Genomic DNA, 21,690 nt, shown 5'->3' on the forward strand with positions numbered 1-21,690 from the left:
AACGGGATACCATCCTTGCAGATTTAACATCGAGCGTTAAATTTACAAGGATGATATCAAGACAAAGGGCCAGAAATCGCCATACCCGACAATCCCTGACCCCCTGACTAGATGACTAAGCAAGCGCCTACTTCCACCTCTCCCCAAGTACCTTCATCCAATACCCCCCAACCACAGACCGGGCGCGGAAACCGACGGACTTACCATTCGTAGTCTCATGCCAGTCCGAAAGTGGAATGCGGTCGGTAGTACCATTGGCATACTTATAAACGGGCTGAATCAATGCCTGGAAATCCTCCGGTTTTTCAGCCAACGTGGCGGTCCATACAATCCAGTCGGATTTGGTGTAGGTTTTGCGGCTGTCGAGCGGGAGGCCGAAAGGTTGCTGTTTGGTGAGGTAGTAGGCGATTTCTTTTTGGGCGACGGCTTTTGGGAACAGGTTCAGGCCGAGGAGCTTGTCCCAGACGAGGTTGTATTTTTGGCTCCATGTGCCTTTTTTGTCGAAAGTCAATGCGTAGTGATCGCCGTCGGCGGCCATTTGCACCCATTTCTGAGCGAAGTCTTTGGTTAATGCGGTTACTTCGGCGGCTTCTTTCGATTCGCCGAGTTGCTCGGCGAGTTTGGCGTAGGCGGCCAGACCCATGATGGCTTTGATGGACAGGTTGGTGTTATGCGCCAAATGTCCCGCGAAGTCGTCGGTGCAAAGCTGGTTGGCAGGGTCGAAGCCTTCTTTTTTCAAGTAGTTGGCCCAGGTGCTGAGGGTTTTCCAATGCTTTTTGGCATAATCGGTGTTGCCTTCGGCTTTCGTGATGGCGTAGGTGAGGATCAGCATGTTGCCGGATTCTTCCACGGGCATGTCCTCGCCGTAGGTTTGTCCGTTCGCGAGCGGGTAGGTGCCTACGTCGTGCGCGGCGAAAGGTTTGGTCCATTTACCGCTTTCCGAATAATGGAAAATAGGTCCCATCATGCCTTTGAGCAGCGTCGGGTTATAAAGCAGGAACAATGGCGCCGATGGATAAGTGATATCGACCGTTCCGATGGAGCCGTTGCTGAAATTTTCTTTGGAGAAAAACAATGGCGTGCCGGTCGGGTCGGCGACGAGTTTGTGTGCGGAAATAGCCTGACGGTACGCGAGCACGCAGAGCTCGGCATATTGTTTGCCGCCTGCATGGAGTGCGTCGTCGTAAATGGCTTTGTCGGTATCGTCGCAGGTTTGGAGGATTTTGGTGAAATCGGCTTCGGCACTTTTTAGCTCGCCGGCGATGGTTTGGTTGCCATCCTTGTTCCACCACGGCCGCAGGTTTTGGCCGAAATATTGTACGGAGTAGCCGTCGTCATAAGCCAGCATTGCATGTACCGATTTCATTTCCGCACCCACTTTTCCCGCATTCAATATCAGCCCCATTGATTTGCTATCCGCCGGAGCCTCCCCGGCCTGGTCGCCGCTTAACGAGCCTTTGGAAGCAAATTCTTTAATGATATCGGTCGGAGCGCCGATTGCAGCGCCTTTTACCGTGCCTTGCGGCGCGGCCAGATAGGTCTGCCCCCAGTCAATGCGCACGTCGTCACCTTTTCTGGCCAGGAGGTTTTGGACTGAATTGGCAAGGGATAATGTAGTTAGTCCGTCCTGGTTGGCCTTTGTGCCGACTACCGACTGGGTGTTGTCGTGGGTAGCCCAAAGTCCCGATATGGCATTCAGAATGCTCACATCATGCTGCTTACCGTCGGCGGATTTTACTTCATATATCACATAATTCACCGGACGCGAGAGCAGCACCAAATCCCGCATGATCAATGGTGCCACGAAACGGACCGTAAGCTGTACCGGTCCCGCGTCGAAGCGGTAAACGGACTGCGTAGCCTTCATTTCAAAGCCAGTCTGCTTTGCTAATGCCACGGCGTCGGCACCTTTCGGTGTGATTTCGTCGGCCAGGCCAATATCGATGTAACCCGGCCCGGCGCCATTCTTCACATAGGCTGCTAATGTATTTTTGCCCTTTTTTAAAGCCTTTGCAGCGGCGGGACTGATCGGCTTGAACTCATAGTCGCTCGTAAAGCAGGGAGCACAGTCGTAGGCGGGAACGCCATTGATGAACACCTGCACATCGTCGTCGTGGAAGATATTCAGGACAGGCTTCTCAAAATCGACATTTGTGAGGTTAAAATCGCGCCGGTACCAGAGCTCCTTCGGGAATTCGGTGCCGCCTTTGAGCATCGCGTCATTGCGCTCGTGCGTACCGAATGGCGCAGGGCCTTGCTTCCAGGTGCTGATGTTATATCCTTCTTTGAACCACCATTCCGGATCGGGTTTGGTGACGGTGAATTTGGCGGTGTAGGCTTCCTGTTTGGCAGTCGGCAGAATGGTCTTCATCTCAGCCGTGGCGGCGCCCATAAAGCGGCAGGCTTTGCCGTCGACACGGATGAGACCGTCCATCGGATGTGGCTTGCCGGTCCAATGTTTGGTGATGGAGCCTGTAAGCTGGTCGCCGAACGACCACACGCTGGTGTAGGGATCAATGGTGACGAGGGGTGTGGCCGGTGGCCGCACGGATTGTGCAAAAATCGTTGAGGTAGTGAGAAGCGTCAGCGCGGTAAGCCAGCGTTTGAGCATAGTTTCGGTCGGTTTTGTGAGTGAGCCCGGGACTTCAGTCCCGGAGTTGGAATATCCCCGTAATGATAGGGGATAAGTTCATTAATGAACAGTCCGACACTTATTTCTTCAAAAACGCTGCCTTCCCGCTATCCAAAAACGCCGCGAACTTGGCCGGGTCGAGATCGTAGTTTTTAGGTTGAACCAGCAAATTTCCTTCGTGATCGACCAGGCAGTAATGCGGCTGGGCGTTGTTGTTATATTTCACAATTTGCAGGTCGGCATTCTGGGCACCGATGGTTTTCTTCACCTTGTTATCATATTTGGAAGTGTACCATTGGGCTTCGGGAAGCTCCGTTTTGTCATCGACATACAGGGCGACGATCACATAATCATTATTCAGGCGTTGCAGCACGGCCGGATCGACCCATACGCGGGCTTCCATTTCGCGGCAGTTTACGCAGCCGTGGCCGGTGAAGTCGATGAAAACCGGTTTATTGACCTTTTTGGCGTAGGCCAATGCTTCCTGGTAATCGAAGAAACCTTCGAGTTCGTGGGGTAAATGGAAAAGGTCGGCATATTTGCGGGCCTCACCGGAAAGGGTTGATGAAGCGGCCCCTGTGCTTCTTTTGTTTAAATCAAAATCCAATGTCGATTGCGGAGGCAAATAGCCGGCCAATGCTTTGAGCGGCGCGCCCCACATGCCCGGGATCATGTACACGACGAATGTAAATGTAACGATCGCCAGAAGCAGTCTTGGAACACTCACTTTTTCAACAGGCGAATCATGCGGTGTGCGGATCTTACCTAATAAATAGAAGCCGAGCAATGCAAAAATGACGATCCAGAATGCGAGGTAAACTTCACGATCGAGCAAATGCCAGTGGTAAACCTGATCGGCAATGCTGAAAAATTTCAACGCGAGCGCTAGTTCAAGGAAGCCTAGCACCACTTTCACGGTATTCAGCCAGCCGCCGGATTTGGGCAGTGATTTCAGCCATTGCGGGAACAATGCGAAAGAAGTGAATGGAATCGCGAATGCAGCCGAAAATGCCGCCATACCCACAATCGGTTTTACGACTTCACCACCCGCGGAGGCTACGAGCAGGCTGCCGACGATCGGCCCGGTGCAGGAGAATGACACGAGTACCAATGTGAAAGCCATAAAGAAAACCCCCGCATAGCCACCCTGATCGGCTTTCTGGTCCATTTTATTTACAAACCCGCTCGGCAGCACGATCTCGAAAAGACCGAGGAACGATAAACCAAACGTAATGAAGATCGCGAAAAACAACAGGTTAGGCAGCCAGTGCGTGCTGAGGAAGTTGGCAAATGCGGGCCCGTTCAGCCGCGAAACGACGGTACCTATTAATGTATAGATCAGGATAATGGATATACCGTAAACAAATGCTTTGAATTTGCCCCTTTCCTGGTTCGTGAAAAAGCTCACGGTCATCGGGATGATCGGGAAAACGCAGGGGGTTAGCAATGCGAGCAGGCCCGAAAGGAATGCGGCCAATGCGAAGCCCAGCAATGAGCCGTTGGTAGCAGGTGTTTCGGCGGTTGTCGAAGCACTGGCGGTTGGGTTGGCAGAAATTTCCGTCGCACCCGCTTTTGTAGTAGCGTTGTCCGTACTGGCGGGGATGTCGCCTGCTGAAACTGCCACGGCGGTGTCGGTGGCTGGTGCGGTGATAGGCGCTACTGCCGGTTTGTCGGCGGGCGTTGTGGTGCCTACATTAGGTTGCTCACTTGCGGAGCTTGTGGCGGAGGCTACTTTTAATCCTTTGAATTCAAAATCTTCACCGCCCGGAATGCACAGGCCGCTCACGTGGCTGCAAGTCTGGTATTCGGAAGTCCCTTTGATAACCGGATTGTCGGCCAGGATCTTGACAGTTTGCTTGAAAACACCTTTCCCTTCGAAATAGCGGACATTACCCTGCCACACTTCCTCATACTTCGTCTTCGGGTTCTGCGGTTTCAGTTTGCCGACGGTTTCGAAGGTATTGTTCTTTTCAAAAGTAAATGTAGTCAGCATCGGGCCCAGGTCCGGATCGAAATCCGACGAGTACATGTACCAGTCTTTGTCGATGGTTGCAGTAAAAATCAGGTCCACAGTCTCACCCTTTTTGACTTCCGGTTTGGAAAATGAATAGGTCCAGTGGGCTTTGGCCTTCTGGACTTGCGCCTGCGCGAAGCTGGCCACGAAAAGGAAAAAGGTGAAAATGAGTATGATACCGCGTTTCATGTCGATGTATGGGGTAATGGCTTGGGCCGGGATATTGCTGGCGAACGTCCCGGCGATCAATCTACAATTTTGATAGAGCTTTCTAAACCAACGTAATTTTCACAAAAAAATTCATCATTTGAAATTCCCTTTTCCCCGATTCGCGTTTCTGCTACCTTTGTCGCCTCAAATCCAGCTAAGTTAACAGTTATTAACATGTCCCAGACCTTATACGTAGTCAAGATCGGCGGTAATGTGATCGATAATCCCGAAGCATGTGCCCGTTTCCTGAAAGCCTTTGCGCAGCTCGATGCACCCAAAATCCTTGTTCACGGCGGCGGAAAGGTAGCCACACAGGTTGCCGCGAAGTTGCAGATCGAAACGCAGATGGTCGACGGCCGCCGCATTACCGACCAACCGATGCTGGACGTGGTGACGATGGTGTACGGTGGCCTGGTCAACAAAAACCTCGTGGCACAACTCCAAGCCGAAGGCTGCAATGCCATAGGTCTCACCGGTGCCGACGGGGGCATTATCCGCTCAGTGAAGCGCCCGGTCAAAACGATCGACTACGGTTTTGTGGGCGATATCGAAGCTGTGAATGGAGGACAGATCCATGCAATACTTTCCAGCGGACTCACGCCGATTATCGCGCCGCTGACATACAGCGCCGAAGGTCTGCTGCTCAATACGAATGCCGATACCATGGCTTCGGCAACAGCCGTAGCGATGTCGGAGGCATTTAATGTGAACCTTATTTATTGTTTCGAGAAGAAAGGCGTGCTTTCCGACCCCGACGATGATGATGCGGTGATCAGCAAATTGGTTCCGGGTACCTACGAAGAATATAAATCAACCGGTGCTATTAATAAAGGTATGATCCCCAAGCTCGACAACGCGTTTGCGGCATTGCATTCGGGTGTGAAGCAGGTGACCATCTGCCATGCGGATGAACTCGGGAACGCCGTTTCCGGCGGGGCGGGGACTGCGATCGTGCTCGCTTAGAGATTGCCCAAACCCCTCAATCGATAGCGGGTTGATTTAGGGGTTACTTTTGACATAATGTCTTTCGCCGACTAATTTCTCTGTCAAGGCTGCGTATACTCATAGACGTTTCGATTCACCGCCCGGTGAATAGATGACGATGTCAATATCCGAATAATTATGGTTGATATTTTGTCAATATTAAATGCGCTGGGAAAGGCACTCGGTGGTTCAGGTCAGTTCAGCAAATTAATTTTATTAAAAGCGGTTACATACAAATAATATGTAACTAAGGGCGCTCCGATACCAAATACTCTATCCTATTTGTTGACTATTTATTAATTTTTTTTAATAAATCTTGCTGAGTTTGTTAATAATATATTTATATTTGACATCCGAATATTACGGTAGTGTGAAGCCCTTTGACGCCGCCGGCACGTCCGGACTAATAAAGAAGAAAATGACCCGGTTAAACCATCTAAAATTCATTTAAGGGACTGTATGACAAAACTAAAAATCTACTATTAATCCTTCTCGAACCCGCCCGACGTGGTCCCTGGACGTATCCATACCCCGAAGGCAAAAAAGTCCACTCGCACAGTTGGCAATCTGTCGAACGTGTATGTATTAGTAAAAAAATTAATAAATGCACGATATTATACTAAATAATATTAAAATTGTATCCATTTTAATACCTTAATTAATCTAGCTTAACTCATGGGAAAAAATCTACTAAGACTTATCGTCATGTTGCTGATGGTAAGCGCCCCGGTTCTCGCTCAAACGATCACCGGAAAAGTAACCAGCGGGTCTGACGGCGCCACGTTGCCCGGCGTATCCGTTCTGGTAAAAGGTACCACCACCGGTACGACCACCGATGCCGATGGTACTTATAGCGTTGCCGCATCAGGCAAGGCTACCCTCGTGTTTTCATACATTGGGTACAAAACCCAGGAAGTTGCGGTAGGCAACAGTAATGTACTGAACGTTACCCTGGTTGAAGATGCTTCCAATTTGCAGGAGGTAACAGTAACCGCGTTGGGTATCGCTAAAGAATCGCGTGCGCTGGGTTATGCTACTACAACGATCAAGAATGATGCGTTGATCAAAACGGCTTCTCCCAACTTTGCAACAGCACTTTACGGTAAGGCTCCGGGTGTGACTATCAATGCAACACCTGGTGGAGCAACTTCCGGGGTGAGTATCAGTGTTCGCGGGTTCAACTCTATCAATGGTAACACTCAGCCGTTGATCGTATTGGATGGTATCCCCATTCGTAATGGTGAGTCCCGCAATGGTGATTACTGGGGCGATCAGCGTATTCGCGGTAACGGTCTCCTTGACCTGAACCCGGCTGATATCGAAAATATTACTGTATTGAAAGGTGCTTCGGCAGCTGCATTGTACGGCTCGGAAGCGGTGAACGGGGTGTTGCTCGTGACTTCCAAAACCGGCAAGGGGAAAAAAGGAATCGGGGTTGATTTCAGCGCAAGTTATAGCGTAGATAAAATTGCTTACCTGCCACGTTACCAGGATGTAAGAGGTCCGGGTTACCTGAAAAACTATGTAGATGCGGGGCAGGATGAAAACGGCTTCATTTATTACGATACGGATGGAGACGGAACCAAAGAAACCCGCGGCTTGCTGGGCGCGACTGTGAACTTCGGTCCTAAATTTGATGGCCAGCCTGTAATGGCATTCGACGGTAAAATCCGCCCTTATTCTCCATCAGGAAACAGCTATGCGGATTTGTTCCAGAACGCGAACAGCTCCAACATCAACCTTTCGGTGTCGAAAGCTACGGATAACTCTACCGTTCGTTTCTCTTTCACACGTCAGGACAATGGCATGATCAGCTACGATGCGAAAAACAGCAAGAACATTGCTAACCTGAACGCAAGCTTTAATGCGAACAAGAAGCTGAAAACCGATTTGATGGTGAACTACATCAACCAGAAAACGCACAACCGTCCGTTCAAAGTTGACCGTATGATCAACAACTTCACCGGTATGATGAACCGTTTCGAGTCTGCTGACTGGTATTTTGATAAATATCAAACCAGCCAGGGCTATAAATATGTAACGCAGTCATCCGGTAACCCAAGCTTGACACCGGCTGAAAACATCAAGTACAACGGTTTCAAGACTGACATCGCCGACTACGTTTGGAACACAAGAAAGAACACCGCTGACGAGTGGAGCGACCGCGTGATTGCGAGCATTACGCAACACTGGCAAATCACCGACGAGTTGAAACTTCGTGGCCGTATCGGTACCGACTTCACTTCGGAGCGCTTGCAAAACAACAACGCTACTGAGAAACCATTGGCATTCGGTTACACAGGTGGTTTCAGCATGGCCAACAACGTGTACAGAAACGTGTACGGTGAGGCTTTGGCGACTTACAACAAAAAGTTGACTGACGATGTATCTATCGCTTTGATGGCAGGTTATAACGCCTACAAGCAAATGGATACCAAAATGAGCAACGGTACTGACGGCGGATTGAGCACTGAGAACTTCTTTGACCTTTCGGCGTCTGTGAATAATGTTACAAGTTCAAGAGAACGTAACAATTGGACACGTGACGCGCTTATCGGAACGGCTCAATTTGACTATAAAGGAATATTCTTTATTGAAGGTACCATCCGTCGCGACCGTACGTCGACACTCGCTCCCGGAAACAACGCATTCGTTTATCCATCTGTGAACGCTTCTTACGTATTTACCGACGGACTGAACCTGCCTTCTTTCTTTAGCTATGGTAAACTGCGCGGATCATGGGGTGAAGTGGGTAACTATCCTCCGACCTACGGCGCGAACGTAGCTTATAAGCAAGGTACGTTGAACGCTCAGCAAAATGGTGGCCAGTCGGTATTGTATACCTACATGGATCCAGCCTTTGGTAATGATAAAATCCGCCCTGAAAGAAAGCGTGAGTTTGAATTCGGTTTGGAGACTAAATTCTTCAACAACCGTATCGGCCTCGATATCGCTTATTATAATGCACAGATCGTCGACCAGATCCTGCCTCTTACCATCGCATCTACAACAGGAGCCCGCTCCATTCTGGCTAACGTAGGAACGCTGAGAAACAAAGGTATTGAAGTGGCATTCAACGTTTCGCCAATCCAGGGTAAAACATTGAACGATTTCAACTGGGATCTGACTTTGAACCTTGCGAAAAACGTGAACAAAGTTGAGAAGCTCGCTAACAACTCTACCGAGTTGCTCCACTCCGACCTGGATGGTAACGCAGCGCAGATTCGCTCAGTAGTAGGTCAGCCGATGGGTGATATTTACGCGCATGGCATACTTAAAAATGAAAAAGGCCAGGCTGTTGTTGGTCCGAACGGTCTTTACCAATTGGACGGAGCAAACTGGATCAAGGTAGGTAACGCAATGCCAAAACTGACCGGTGGTTTGATCAACAGCTTCTCATGGAAAGGCTTCACGCTCGATGCGATTACCGACTTCCGTTTCGGTGGTTCGATCATGCCGACGGGTATCAACTGGATGACCTCACGCGGTTTGACTAAGGAAAGCTTGAACTACATGGATGCAGAGCATGGCGGGATGAGTTACTATTTGGATAAGGATGGTAAAGGTATTCCTACCACAGCAGCAACAGGCCCTGCCGGACAGGTTGTTTACCACGATGGTATGTTGATGGACGGTGTACTTGCTAGCGGCGAAGCTAACACCAACATCGTTTCACAAGCAGTGTACTACAACGCTACTTACAACTGGGGTGGCCCTCAATATGGTAACGCACGCTACGAGCTGTACGTTAAGAAAAACACTTACATCAAAATGCGTGAGATCTCGCTTGCATACCGCCTGCCTTCATCAATCGGAAGCAAGATCGGTGCTTCGAACGTGACCCTCTCGGTATTCGGACGTAACCTGTTCTTCCTCTACCGTACCATCAAAGATCTTGATGCAGAACAGACCAACACTTCTACAAGATGGTATGAAAACATCTCCAACGCAGGTGCTAACCCATCGTTCCGTACTGCGGGTGTAATGTTGAGAGCCAGCTTCTAATTTCAATCAGACTATGAAAATGAAAAAGATATCATCAGTTATTTTGGCGGGGCTCATGCTGGTGGCAGCGTCCTGCAAAGAATCCGATTTCAGCAGCATATATCCTGATCCTTCGAAGATCTCCGCAACAACGGTCGAGAAGCAATTCACAGGGTTTCTTCAAGCCAACAAAGACTATGTGTTGCCGGGATACACGCATTACTTCACCATGCTCCGCATTACATTGAACCAGTACAACCAGTCGATCGGCTGGGTGAATGGTTCAGGTCAGTATGTGCCGGGTTCGGCAGGTGTGGAGAACATTTGGTTCAACTACTATAACCTGCTGGCGCAATATCGTGAGCTGCAAAAGGTTTACAATTCGAAAACTGCTGATGAGCAAGCTGACCGCAAGTTCTTCATGACAGTGGCGAAGATCTACCTCTACGATCAGACCCAAAGAATGGTCGATGTTTTCGGTGCGATTCCTTTCACCGAAGCAGGTATGGTAAGTACAAATGGTGGCGATTACAATGCTTCGGCAGCGAAATTCGACGATCCTCAGGTGCTTTACACGCTGATGCTGGATGATCTGAAAAGCATTGCTGCGGAGCTGAACGCAACAACAATCAACGCGGGTTATCAGAAGTCGTTCCAGACCCAGGACTTCATTAACAAAGGAGACCTGACTGCCTGGAAACGTTATTGCAACTCTCTGCGCCTTCGTATGCTGAACCGCGTTTCGGACGTAGCTGCATTCCAGTCACGCTCTAACTCGGAGATCGCGGAAATCCTGGGTAATGCGACCACATTCCCGATTGTCGAAAACAACGATCAGAATATCCAGATTAATGTATATGATCTCAACAGCCCTATCAACTCGAAAGGCTTCCAGGATGGTATGGGTCCAGGTACTTGGTATGGTAACACTGCTGGTAAAAAGTTGATCGACTACCTGAGTACTAACGCAGATCCCCGTCTACGCATGTTGTTCGAGCCGGGAGCTAATGCGGGTGGAAAGTATATCGGTATCGACCCAATGGCTACTGCTCAGGCGCAAACCGAACTTTCTAACGCAGGAGTTGTTGCGATTTACAACCGCTATGTAACCAACTACAATCAGTTCTTCCCGGGTATTATCATCAATGCGCCTGAAGTAAACCTGATCAAAGCGGAATACTACCTGAGATCCGGTAACGATGCATCTGCAAAAACTGCTTATGAAACGGCGATCGGCCAATCAATGGATTTCTATAACCGTATCAATAACGTGAGCAACGCGGCGCAAGGCACCAAACCGGCCAACGTAACCACAGCAGAAGCTGCGGCGTACATCGCTGGAAACGGCGTAAACTGGGCAAAAGCAACTACTGCTGCTCAGAAACTGGAACTGATCGCAGGTCAGAAATGGGTACACTATAACCTGGTGCAGCCATACGAAAACTGGGCGGATATCCGTCGTTTGAACCTGCCGACATTGAGCTTCTGGGTTGACAACAACAACAACCAGACACTTCCTCCCGTAAGGTTGAACTACCCAGGTAACGAGATTACTTACAATGCTGCTAACTACGCGGCGGTTCGCGAGAACGATAAACTCACTACCAAGCTTTTCTGGGACGTGAAATAATAATACCCGGATTGATAATACCAATCAGATTTAGTTAGGAATGGAAAGAGGCGGGTCGTTGACCTGCCTCTTTTTTATTCTAAACCAAAATGGGATACTACCTGCGCCGATTGGTCAGTACGAGTAGTTGAGGAAATGATAGCTGTCCACGGGAGATTAGTTTGGTCATTTCTCCGATGGTGTGAAAATAGGAGCCCAGCACAATATCGGTGTCGCCATCCTGGTCAAAATCGGCGGCTTCCATCGTCAGCCATTTGCCGGCGGCTGCCATTGGGGTTGAAAAGGCTTTGAAATTCATTTTGCCCTCATTGGATAAATAAATGAAGCTATGCGCCGGATTGGCGAGGTCAGAGTAGAATGCCGTGGCGGCAATGTCGATATCGCCATCGAGATCAAAATCGCGGGCGACGGCCTTGCTGGCGCCGTAGAGCGGGAAAAACCAGGCGAGCTTGAAATTGTCTTTCCCGTCATTTAAATACAAACGCACGCCATGGTAGTTCTTATCGATGGGTGAAAGGTCCCAGTTATCCCCATTGGTCAGCACAATATCCTGAAAGCCGTCCTTGTTGAAATCCACCATTTCCATATAGCTCATCCCATAGGAAGGCGGAAATTGCAGCACAGTTTTTTCTTTGAACTTCCCATTGCCAAGATTGTAAAACACAGTTACCTGCTCCCAGGCTTGCGCCAACAACGCGATTATATCAGGCTTTTTGTCACCATTCAGGTCCCGGATTTCGGCCTTTCTGGCACCCGGCAACTCTTTCAGAATATGCTCCTTATCCTGCTGGAAATTGTCCAGCCAGAACAATTTGCCGGAGTGATTACCAAAACCGCAGATCAGGGCGTCGTCTTTTCCATCCATATTTAGGTCCCCGGTTGCAAATTGTACAGGGCGCGGAAGGTTCTGAACATTCACAAGCGAAGGGTCTGTTGTTTTGGAAAGCGACATCAGTCGGCCCGTCCGCTGGTCGGATGGTTTGAAAACCCCAATGGAGAGCAGGCGGGGCGGGGCGTTTTGAGGGAAGTCGATATCGGTTGGCGCGGAATCGATCCACCAGGTATCTTTCAATCCCGTCTTTCCGAATACATACAAAGCATTCTGATCGTCGCCGATATAGAGCAGCGAAGAAGCCGGGTCATATTTCAGCATGGAGGTTTTGGGGACTTCTTTATCGCCTACGGTCAGGTCGGACACATGGAAAAGCCGCAGAGAGTCTTCCACAGGAAGCGTTTTTTCCTGCGGAAGCGGCACGGCGGGGGCCATAGAGCGGTAATAGGCAACGATCTCTTTCCATTCGCCCTCCGAAATGAGTTGAGCTTCGGGGTAGACGTTTAAGGCTTGCATCACATGCTTTTCTTCGGGGATCAGATCGGCGTAAGGGTCCTGCCCATTGGGCCGGATACCTAGCCGCAAACCCATATTCGGTAGCACACTGGTTACCCACGTTTTTTTGTCCAGCAATGAAGGATCGGGGAACAAATGGCAGCGCTGACAATAATCCATCGCCAGTTTTCTCCCTTGCTGGACGGAATCGGCTTGCAGCCTGTGGCCGGCGGCCTCGGATGCCGGTAACTTCTCCTGAAAAGAAAGAGAAAGCCCCGCCATTCCGATGGGTACAGAAATGAGCAGGGCCTTTTTTATCAGTATCATGACGGACCGCTTAACGGATCAGATTGTCGAGTGTTGCCAAAACTTTATCGTAGCCGAACGCGCCAATTTCCCGTTCCATCCGCGCACGAATGGCTTCCGTTTGCAAATTGCCGATACTTCCTTCATGGTTGTGTTTCAGCTCCCGCGGCGCGGTATAGGTACCGTCGCCGATTTCTGCGCCGACTTGTTTGTATGCGTCACGGAAAGGTACCCCGGCGATCACGAGTTCGTTCACACGCTCCACACTGAACAGCAAGTCGTATTTCGGGTCGTCGAGCAGGTTTTGTTTGACTTTCAAATGTTCCAGCATGAATGCAGCGATGTCGAGGCAGTCGAGGATTTCGTCGAATGCCGGCATCAGGATTTCTTTCAGCAGCTGCATATCGCGGTGATAGCCTGACGGCAGGTTGCTCAATACCATCGTTACCTCCATCGGCAATGCTTTCATGCGGTTGGTTTTGGCGCGCAGGAGTTCGGCTACGTCCGGGTTTTTCTTATGCGGCATAATGCTGCTGCCGGTGGTGAGGTCGTCGGGCAATACGATGAAGCCGAAGTTTTGGCTGTTGTACAGGCAAACGTCCATGGCAAGCCTCGAAACGGTGGCCGCCAGCGAAGCGATGGCGCTCAATGCGGCCTGCTCCGTACGCCCGCGGCTCATCTGCGCATACACGACGTTATGGTGCATTCCTTCAAAACCCAGCAACTCGGTGGTCAGCTGGCGGTTCAGCGGGAACGACGAGCCATAACCCGCGCCTGAGCCTAGGGGGTTGCGGTTGGCAAGACGGTAGGCAGCATTCAGCTGGATAATATCGTCGATGAGCCCTTCGGCGTAGGCGCCGAACCACAGCCCGAATGACGACGGCATGGCGATTTGCAAATGCGTGTAGCCTGGCAGCAGGTCATTTTTGTGTTCCTCGGATTTGCGGGTCAGCACGTCGAAAAGCTTTTCTGTGGCCTGCACGACTTCAAAAAGCCGCGCGCGGGTGTACAGCTTCATGTCCACCAGCACCTGGTCATTACGCGAGCGACCCGAATGAATTTTCTTGCCGGTATCGCCGAGCCTGCGGGTTAACAGCAGTTCCACCTGCGAATGCACATCTTCGATGCCTTCTTCGATGACGAATTCACCCTTCCGGATTTGCCCGTAAATGGCTTTGAGTTCGGTTTTCAATGCGGCCAGATCGTCGGCCGTGAGCAGACCGATGGTTTCCAGCATGGTGGCGTGGGCGATATTGCCCAGCACATCGAATTCGGCCAGATGCAAATCCATCTCGCGGTCGCGGCCGACGGTGAAGCGTTCTATTTTCTCAGAAGTGACAGTATTTTCCTTTTGCCAGAGTTTCAAAATGCAGGAATGATAAAATTTATAGATTTCAAATTTCAACACAAATTTAACATCATTAGCTCATTCCTTTCCCTTTTTCCGTCGACTGAAGTCGACGGCCATCGGATTTTTTATGGGAAATGAAATTGAGGTGTTACCAAGTTTGAGGTTTAGCGTATCAATGAGACCGCCTAGGGGTTTATTGTCGGACGTTTTTTAATCTTCTATTGGTATGAGTTGGAGCCGGATTTGGATTCATGTTGTTTTTTCTACGAAATATCGTGCGCCAGTACTGGGAGACGATATTCGAAATAAGGTGTTCATGCATATCAGGGAATATGCAATGTCGAAGGGGATTGAGTTGAATGTGATCAACGGCTACTTCGATCACGCGCATTGCCTCATTTGTCTTACCCGGCAGCAGACGCTCTCGGATGTAATGAAGATCATCAAGGGAGAGTCAGCTTACTGGATAAATAAGAACAAACTGACAAGAACCAAGTTTGTCTGGCAGGATGACTATTGGGCTGTAAGTGTCAGCGAAAAACATGTCCCGCGAGTTCGCAATTATATACTCCGGCAGGAAGAGCATCACAAAGGCAAAACCTTTGAAATAGAAATCAACAGATTCATGCAAAAATATGGCTGGACAAATTCTAACAACAACTAAGCTCCTTAGCTCGTCGACTTAAGTCGACGGCAGGGGATGATTGGCAATTCCCAGTTGAATAGGCTTCTGCTGCCGCCAGGCAGCGACAGCCGGAAGCAATCGCCTTACCGTCGACTTCAGTCGACGGAGAAAAGAGCGAAAGCAATTAGTTAAAATCACTCGATCATTCTTTTGATCGCCACAAACCGCTTGCTGTAATAAGCGGCGTTCAGCAGGTCGTAGCGGATACCGCCTTTCCAGGCCGAATGGATGAATTTGACGTAGCCAGGCGCTACTTCGGTGATAATGCCTACGTGCCCGATGCGCTTGCTTTTGGCGCTGTTGCCTTTGAAAAATATAAGGTCGCCGGGTTTGGCATTATCGAGTTCTACGGCTTCACCGTGCTCGGCCTGTGCTGCACTGGAATGCGGAAGTGCGATATTCCATTGATTGAAACAGTACCGGACGAAACCCGAGCAATCGAAACCTCGCTTGGATGACCCGCCGGAACGGTAGGGGATATGCAAATGCTTGGTGGCGAACGATACCAGCGACTGGATAGGGCTCAGCGTGTCGGCCACCACTTCCTGGGGTTTGGAGACTTGTGCGAAAGAACGGTTGGGAAGCGAACTGACGGCAAACAAAAAGGCTGTTACAATGACTGAACGAATCGAAAAATGCATGAAATCAAAAGTGGGTTCAGGACTTTAAATGGTCAAACAAGAGATTCTACGGTTTTGTGATGTGATCACCTCAGGTTTGTAAAGCTAACGACTTTTTTGCATTTGTCTTATTTTAACAAATCGTTAATTTTTGCAATATTTTGTAAATCACTGATTTGCCTAATTAAGGGTTACTTTCATTAAAGTAAAGGTTTAAGCCCCCTTTTTGCCTACTTTTGTGGCGGAATCAGGATAGCTTACTAATTAATACGCTCAGATGAAAACTACCGACCGTTATCTACAGCGCGGTGTATCGGCTTCAAAGGAAGATGTGCATAAGGCCATCGAAAAGATCGACAAAGGGCTTTTTCCGAAGGCTTTTTGCAAAATAGTCCCGGATACCCTCGCGGGCGATCCCGAGTATTGCACGATCATGCATGCCGATGGCGCCGGTACCAAAACTTCCCTGGCGTATTTGTATTGGAAAGAAACCAGTGATATTTCCGTTTGGAAAGGCATCGCACAGGACGCGATCGTGATGAATACCGACGATTTGCTTTGTGTGGGTGCAACGGGTCCGATGCTCTATTCATCGACCATCGATCGGAACAAGAACCGCATTCCGGGTGAAGTGATCGCGGAGGTGATCAACGGTGCGGAGGACGTGCTGGACATGCTCCGGAGCTATGGTGTCGAGATTTACAGCACAGGCGGTGAAACGGCCGATGTGGGTGATCTTGTGCGGACCGTGACCGTCAATAGTACGGTCATCGCCCGTATGAAGCGCTCGGAGGTGGTGGATAATGCCAACATCCAGGCAGGCGACTTGATCGTGGGCCTTGCCTCCTATGGACAGGCGACTTACGAAAGCGAGTACAATGGCGGCATGGGCAGTAACGGCCTTACCTCCGCCAGACACGACATTCTGGGCAAATACCTTTCAAAATATACCGAAAGCTTCGATCCCGAAGTAAGTGAGGATCTCATTTACAGCGGAAGCAAAAAACTGACCGACGAAGTGGAGGGGGCACCTTTGAATGTGGGGAAGCTTATCCTTTCCCCCACACGTACATACGCCCCCGTAGCCAAGGCGCTGCTCGACGAAATGCGTCCGCAAATCCATGGCATGGTACATTGCAGTGGCGGAGCTCAGACCAAAATTCTACATTTTGTTGATAACCTTCACATTATCAAAGACAACCTGCTCCCTGTGCCTCCATTGTTCAGACTTATTCAGGAGGAAAGCGGTACGAGCTGGCAGGAGATGTATAAAGTGTTTAATATGGGTCACAGGCTGGAAATTTACCTCCCCGAAAACCACGCCGCGCGCGTGATTGAAATTTCGAAATCTTTCGGGATCGATGCGCAGGTGATCGGGCGTGTGGAAGCTTCCGACGCGAAAAAATTGACAATCAGCAGCGAATACGGCACTTTCTATTATTGACCGCTTTTAAAGTTGTTGCAAAATGCTGAGCCTCCGGGAGTTATCTTCCGGAGGTTTTTTGTTTCCCAGTATGTTCGACTGCCCATGCAGGCACGACAATTGTAGTATGATTTCGAAATAAATGGTAGAAGTAGTGTTGTTTTTTAACCATGTTAAATATGAAACATATCAACCATTGTCCAATACTGCGGGGGGCTGGCCTGCTATTTTGCTTCGTTCTGGCCGCGGTACGCATTTACGCACAAATTCCCGATGTCAATATTAATCCGACAGCCGTCATCACCGGGCTCACGTCCGCCATGCAGCTGGTACACGCGGGAGACAATTCCAACCGGATTTTCATCGCGGAACGCTCCGGTGTTATTACGGTGTTCAATCCCGGCTCATTGGGGACTCCTATTCAATACCTCAATATGAATAGCGGTGGACAGGTAGTTTCGCAGACAGGAGAGGGAGGGTTGCTGAGTGTCGCCTTTCATCCCGATTTCGCTACCAATGGCTTTGTCTACACGTATTACACCGACACAAATGGCGATCTGGTGTTGGCGCGTTACACCTCCGCAAACCCGTCAGGGAACTTCGTGCCCGCCAATACACGGGTGGAAATCCTGAAAATACCGCACCCGGTCAATACCAACCACAATGGAGGGGAGCTGCATTTTGGCTATGAAGACGGTTATTTGTACCTCTCCACCGGCGACGGCGGGGCGGGTTACGATCCTAACATGAACGGGCAGAGTACGACCAGTCTGTTGGGGAAAATATTGAGACTCGATGTGAACCCGCCGCTGGGCTCCGGGCTTCCTTATGTGATACCGCCTTCCAATCCTTTCGGAAACGAGATCTTTATCCGCGGGCTGAGAAACCCGTTCCGATGGAGTTTCGACCGTGAAACTTATGACCTGTGGATCGGCGATGTGGGCCAGGATACGTGGGAGGAAATCAACCATGTAACGGCAGGCAATGCGTCAGGGACCAATTTCGGTTGGCGGTGCTTTGAAGGGAATGGCTACACGCCAAGTATCGCGATTAACGAATGCCCCGATTCGGCCAGTTTTACCAAACCGGTTTACATCTATCCGACCCGCACAGCACGGGGTAATTCCGTGATCGGCGGGGTGGTGTACCGCGGTAATGCCTGGCCGGTGATGAAGGGGTATTATATAGGAATGGATTATGGCTCGGGGGATATCCACAAAATCAATTCGGATGGATCTGTAAAGGAGTATGAAACGTCGACATTCACGGGCGTGAGGGATATCGGGGAAGACCAGTCGGGTGAAATCTATGCAGTTACGGCCACGGCTGTTTATCGTATTGAAGCTACGGACCCATTGCCGGTGACGTTGGTTGATTTTTCCGGTGCGCCCAGTGCGGAAGGGGTCCGGCTTGCGTGGCAGACCTCCATGGAAAAGGATTTCAAGTCGTTCGATATCCAGTACAGCCGCGATGCCCGCCAATTCGAGCCAATCGGCTCAGTTCAGGGCGCCAATGCGCCTGTCGGAAATCTGTATTCATTTACACATCATACTTTGGAAGAAGGGGATCTTTACTACCGGCTGAAAATGATGGACAAGGATGAAAGTTTCAGGTATTCCAAAATCATTTCGGTCCATCGCGGGGAGGGAACTTTGGGCGAGCTCTTTGTGCGGCCCTCGCTGATCAGCACCAGCGAAATGAATTTGCTGGTGGAAGAACCTTTTCAAACGGTCGAAATTGTGAATGCCGGAGGGCAGGTAGTGCTGACGGAAAAAATCGGCGGCAGGAGCGGGCCGGTCAGTATCCCGCTCGGTAACACCGCTTCGGGTATCTATGTGGTACGCATGGCCGGAGCCGACCGGGTTGTACAGCAGAAGGTTTTAGTATGGAGGTAAGGTTTAAGGATGTTCAGTGCTGAACGGATTTTGTCCGGTTGCGGACATCCGGATTTTTAAATTTCTTTGAATTAAGCGTCAGGAGGCCGTTTTATGCGGCCTCTTTTGATTGGCAGACTATTTTTGAAATATCCCTCTAAAGCGCTGTTTCAAATATAAACTGCCTGGAAAATATGATCGGGACTTACTTCAAAACTGCTTACCGGAACCTGCAAAAGAACAGGTTGTACACGTTCATCAACCTGACGGGCCTTACGCTGGGCCTCGGCGTTGCCATTATGCTTTTTTGGATCGTGCGGTTTGAATACAGCTTCGACCGTTTTCATGCAAAGGCAGACCGAATTTATCGTGTAAAATCCACCGACAAGTTCGGGGAGAAGCAATCGCACGTACATCAGACCCTCATTAAGGTACTCAAAACACAGTTTCCGGGCGTGGAAGCTGCTGCGAACTTCTACGGTATGAACCCGGCAGCGGTACAGGTAGGAACCGATATTTTCAACCAGGAGAATATCTTTTTTACTGAACCGGCCATGTTTGAAATGCTGGATGTCCGCTGGATCGCCGGTAATCCCAAAGAATCGCTCAGTGCGCCCGGACAAGTGGTGCTTGACGAGCAAACTGCGAAGAAGCTTTTCAAAGGTAATGCCGTCGGCAAGCGACTGCGTTACGACAACCGTACGGATCTCACGGTTACCGGCGTGATCGGAAACCTTCCGGTAAACACTGAATTCCCGATGGAAATGATCATTTCCTGGGAAACGATGAAAAAAATACAGCCCGATCTCGCCCAGGAAGACAAGCTCAGCGGCGGCGATTCGATGCATCAGGGATTTGTGTTGATGAAGCCGGGCGCTTCGACCGCGCCGGTTAGTGCCGGGCTGACACGCTTTTGCAAAAGCCGGCCGGAGGAGACAACAGTAACCTCATGCGAATTGCAACCGCTTTCGGAAATGCATTTCGATACCAGCAAGGATCCGTTCAATTACTCCATGCCGGAATGGATGCTCTACACGCTGACAAGCATTGGCATATTCCTCATATTTATCGCCTGTATCAATTTTGTAAACCTGGCCACAGTTCAGGCCATTCAGCGCGGGCGGGAAATTGCGGTGCGCAAAGTGCTGGGCAGTGGCAGAGGGCAGCTGATCTTCCAGTTTTTTGGGGAAACAGGGCTAATGGTATTGCTGGCGACCCTTTTGGGCGCGTTGCTGGCCGGGAAACTGGTCGCCTACTCATCGGAGCTGCTGAATACGCGCGTCGTAGCCGCTTCGGTCTGGAATACGGGTACATTCCTTTTTCTGGCAGCTCTGGCGGTGGTGGTAACGGTGTTGGCCGGGTTGTATCCTGCCCTCGTCCTTTCGGGTTTTCAGCCGGTAAAGGCGCTGCAAAACCGGGTTGCGCTGCCCAGTGGCGGCATTTCGCTGCGATCGTCGCTGGTCGTTATGCAATTTGTGATCGCCCAGGTGCTGGTGATCTGTACCTTGCTGGCGATGAAACAGATCCGGTATTTTTATGAAAAGGACCTGGGCTTTGAGAAAAGTGGCATTGTTACGGTCAATATGCCCGATCGCAGCGCCATGCTGCGGGAGCGTTTCCGGCGGCAGCTCAAACAGCACCCCGAGATACGCGAGGTAGCATTTGGCCTGACGACCCCAGCCAGCAAACGAAACCACTGGTGGGGAGCCGTGACGCATCCCGGCCTGCCTGGGGGAGAGGAAACTTTCCGTCTCCAGCACATTGATACCAATTACTTCCATTTTTTCCGCATTCCGTTGCTCGCGGGTCGCATGCTCACGCCCGGCGATACGACGCGTGAAAGCAAGGGTACCCAGTTTACAGACGTGCTGGTGAACGAAAAAGCGGCGCGCGACCTGGGTTTCAGCAATGTAGAAAAGGCCATAGGCGAGCAACTCCAGTTTTGGGGTACTAAAATGAACGTCGTCGGCGTGGTGAAGGACTACCATTCCGAAGACCTCAGGACCAAGCTTACGCCGCATTTATATGTGTACGGAGGCTGGAACTTCCAGCTGGCCAGCATCCGTATCGACAATACAAAAAAGGCTGAGGCGCTCGCACACATCGGCGAGCATTGGAAAGCCATGTTTCCCAACAATTATTACGAGCCCAAATTTCTGGAAGACGATATTAAGAGCTTTTACGACAGCGAACGGAAGCTTTCCAATTTCCTTCAACTATTTGCTGTGCTGGGTATCCTCATCGGCTCTTTGGGGCTGTTCGGGCTTGTTTCGTTTGTGGTGACCCAGCGTACCAAGGAAATCGGTGTCCGCAAGGTGCTTGGTGCGACGGTTTACAGTATCGTGCAGTTGATCTCACGCGACTTTTTGAAACTGATGCTCATAGCATTCGTTATCGCCGCACCCATCGCCTGGTATGCCATGCAGTCGTTTTTGAAAGAATATACCTACAAAATTGATATTGGAGCCTGGGTTTTTGTGTTGGCTGCGGCGCTTTCGGTGGGAATAGGATTGCTGACGATCAGTTTTCAGAGCGTCAAAGCCGCATTAACCAATCCCGTAAAAAGCTTGCGGGCAGAATAAGCTTTGCCTCTCAAAAAACAGACATTCCGGAAGCAATACTTCCGGAATGTGATCATTATACAACCCTA

General features: G+C 50.2%; 12 protein-coding genes. 7 read left to right on the forward strand and 5 right to left on the reverse strand.

The genetic code is table 11. The features are described 5' to 3' along the window. Positions 1–127 precede the first annotated feature (127 nt). Together J7619_RS25005 and J7619_RS25010 are read right to left on the reverse strand one after the other, a co-directional pair. Positions 128–2,611 (reverse strand): glutaminase family protein, encoded by a 2,484-nt coding sequence (locus J7619_RS25005; RefSeq protein ID WP_291205296.1) that lies wholly within the window; start codon positions 2,609–2,611, stop codon positions 128–130. 100 nt (positions 2,612–2,711) lie between these two features. Next, positions 2,712–4,835 (reverse strand): cytochrome c biogenesis protein CcdA, encoded by a 2,124-nt coding sequence (locus tag J7619_RS25010; RefSeq protein ID WP_291205402.1) that lies wholly within the window; start codon positions 4,833–4,835, stop codon positions 2,712–2,714. A gap of 195 nt (positions 4,836–5,030) precedes the next feature. Between J7619_RS25010 and argB the strand changes: the two genes are divergently transcribed. The 3 genes from argB to J7619_RS25025 all read left to right on the forward strand — a co-directional run bounded on the left by argB (position 5,031) and on the right by J7619_RS25025 (position 11,454). Then, positions 5,031–5,819, forward strand: a complete 789-nt coding sequence (argB, locus tag J7619_RS25015; RefSeq protein ID WP_291205299.1) for an acetylglutamate kinase — start codon at positions 5,031–5,033, stop codon at positions 5,817–5,819. Positions 5,820–6,515: 696 nt separating this feature from the next. Next, positions 6,516–9,845 (forward strand): SusC/RagA family TonB-linked outer membrane protein, encoded by a 3,330-nt coding sequence (locus J7619_RS25020; RefSeq protein ID WP_291205303.1) that lies wholly within the window; start codon positions 6,516–6,518, stop codon positions 9,843–9,845. A gap of 19 nt (positions 9,846–9,864) precedes the next feature. Beyond that, positions 9,865–11,454 carry a SusD/RagB family nutrient-binding outer membrane lipoprotein gene (locus J7619_RS25025; RefSeq protein ID WP_291205306.1) on the forward strand — a complete coding sequence of 530 codons (1,590 nt, stop codon included), beginning with the start codon at positions 9,865–9,867 and terminating at the stop codon, positions 11,452–11,454. A gap of 97 nt (positions 11,455–11,551) precedes the next feature. Here the strand turns inward: J7619_RS25025 and J7619_RS25030 are convergent, their stop codons facing one another. Together J7619_RS25030 and argH are read right to left on the reverse strand one after the other, a co-directional pair. Then, positions 11,552–13,108, reverse strand: coding sequence for a VCBS repeat-containing protein (locus tag J7619_RS25030; protein ID WP_291205309.1), 1,557 nt, complete (start codon positions 13,106–13,108; stop codon positions 11,552–11,554). 10 nt (positions 13,109–13,118) lie between these two features. Then, positions 13,119–14,453, reverse strand: coding sequence for an argininosuccinate lyase (argH, locus tag J7619_RS25035; RefSeq protein ID WP_291205311.1), 1,335 nt, complete (start codon positions 14,451–14,453; stop codon positions 13,119–13,121). Between the two features lie 211 nt (positions 14,454–14,664). Here argH and tnpA point away from each other — a divergent pair, with 211 nt between their 5' ends. Further along, positions 14,665–15,102, forward strand: a complete 438-nt coding sequence (gene tnpA / locus J7619_RS25040; protein ID WP_291205314.1) for an IS200/IS605 family transposase — start codon at positions 14,665–14,667, stop codon at positions 15,100–15,102. Positions 15,103–15,257: 155 nt separating this feature from the next. On the opposite strand, the gene J7619_RS25045 is transcribed toward tnpA, so the two are convergent. After that, positions 15,258–15,764, reverse strand: coding sequence for a C40 family peptidase (locus J7619_RS25045; RefSeq protein WP_291205318.1), 507 nt, complete (start codon positions 15,762–15,764; stop codon positions 15,258–15,260). Positions 15,765–16,020: 256 nt separating this feature from the next. On the opposite strand from J7619_RS25045, the gene J7619_RS25050 reads away from it, so the two are divergent. The 3 genes from J7619_RS25050 (at position 16,021) to J7619_RS25060 (ending at position 21,622) form a co-directional block, all read left to right on the forward strand. Beyond that, positions 16,021–17,187 carry an AIR synthase related protein gene (locus J7619_RS25050; RefSeq protein ID WP_291205320.1) on the forward strand — a complete coding sequence of 389 codons (1,167 nt, stop codon included), beginning with the start codon at positions 16,021–16,023 and terminating at the stop codon, positions 17,185–17,187. Between the two features lie 158 nt (positions 17,188–17,345). Beyond that, on the forward strand, positions 17,346–19,061 hold the full coding sequence (locus tag J7619_RS25055) for a PQQ-dependent sugar dehydrogenase (protein WP_291205322.1): 1,716 nt from the start codon (positions 17,346–17,348) through the stop codon (positions 19,059–19,061). A 173-nt stretch (positions 19,062–19,234) separates the two neighbouring features. Beyond that, positions 19,235–21,622, forward strand: a complete 2,388-nt coding sequence (locus tag J7619_RS25060) for an ABC transporter permease (protein ID WP_291205325.1) — start codon at positions 19,235–19,237, stop codon at positions 21,620–21,622. Positions 21,623–21,690 lie beyond the last annotated feature (68 nt).

The sequence above is a fragment of the Dyadobacter sp. genome (assembly GCF_017744695.1).
Taxonomy (GTDB): domain Bacteria; phylum Bacteroidota; class Bacteroidia; order Cytophagales; family Spirosomataceae; genus Dyadobacter.

What these genes read in the sequence shown, in the direction of transcription:
- J7619_RS25005 (WP_291205296.1), bottom strand. Translation starts at nt 2,611, where the DNA reads ATGCTCAAACGCTGGCTTACCGCGCTGACGCTTCTCACTACCTCAACG.
- J7619_RS25010 (WP_291205402.1), bottom strand. Translation starts at nt 4,835, where the DNA reads ATGAAACGCGGTATCATACTCATTTTCACCTTTTTCCTTTTCGTGGCC.
- argB (WP_291205299.1), top strand. Translation starts at nt 5,031, where the DNA reads ATGTCCCAGACCTTATACGTAGTCAAGATCGGCGGTAATGTGATCGAT.
- J7619_RS25020 (WP_291205303.1), top strand. Translation starts at nt 6,516, where the DNA reads ATGGGAAAAAATCTACTAAGACTTATCGTCATGTTGCTGATGGTAAGC.
- J7619_RS25025 (WP_291205306.1), top strand. Translation starts at nt 9,865, where the DNA reads ATGAAAAAGATATCATCAGTTATTTTGGCGGGGCTCATGCTGGTGGCA.
- J7619_RS25030 (WP_291205309.1), bottom strand. Translation starts at nt 13,108, where the DNA reads ATGATACTGATAAAAAAGGCCCTGCTCATTTCTGTACCCATCGGAATG.
- tnpA (WP_291205314.1), top strand. Translation starts at nt 14,665, where the DNA reads ATGAGTTGGAGCCGGATTTGGATTCATGTTGTTTTTTCTACGAAATAT.
- J7619_RS25045 (WP_291205318.1), bottom strand. Translation starts at nt 15,764, where the DNA reads ATGCATTTTTCGATTCGTTCAGTCATTGTAACAGCCTTTTTGTTTGCC.
- J7619_RS25050 (WP_291205320.1), top strand. Translation starts at nt 16,021, where the DNA reads ATGAAAACTACCGACCGTTATCTACAGCGCGGTGTATCGGCTTCAAAG.
- J7619_RS25055 (WP_291205322.1), top strand. Translation starts at nt 17,346, where the DNA reads ATGAAACATATCAACCATTGTCCAATACTGCGGGGGGCTGGCCTGCTA.
- J7619_RS25060 (WP_291205325.1), top strand. Translation starts at nt 19,235, where the DNA reads ATGATCGGGACTTACTTCAAAACTGCTTACCGGAACCTGCAAAAGAAC.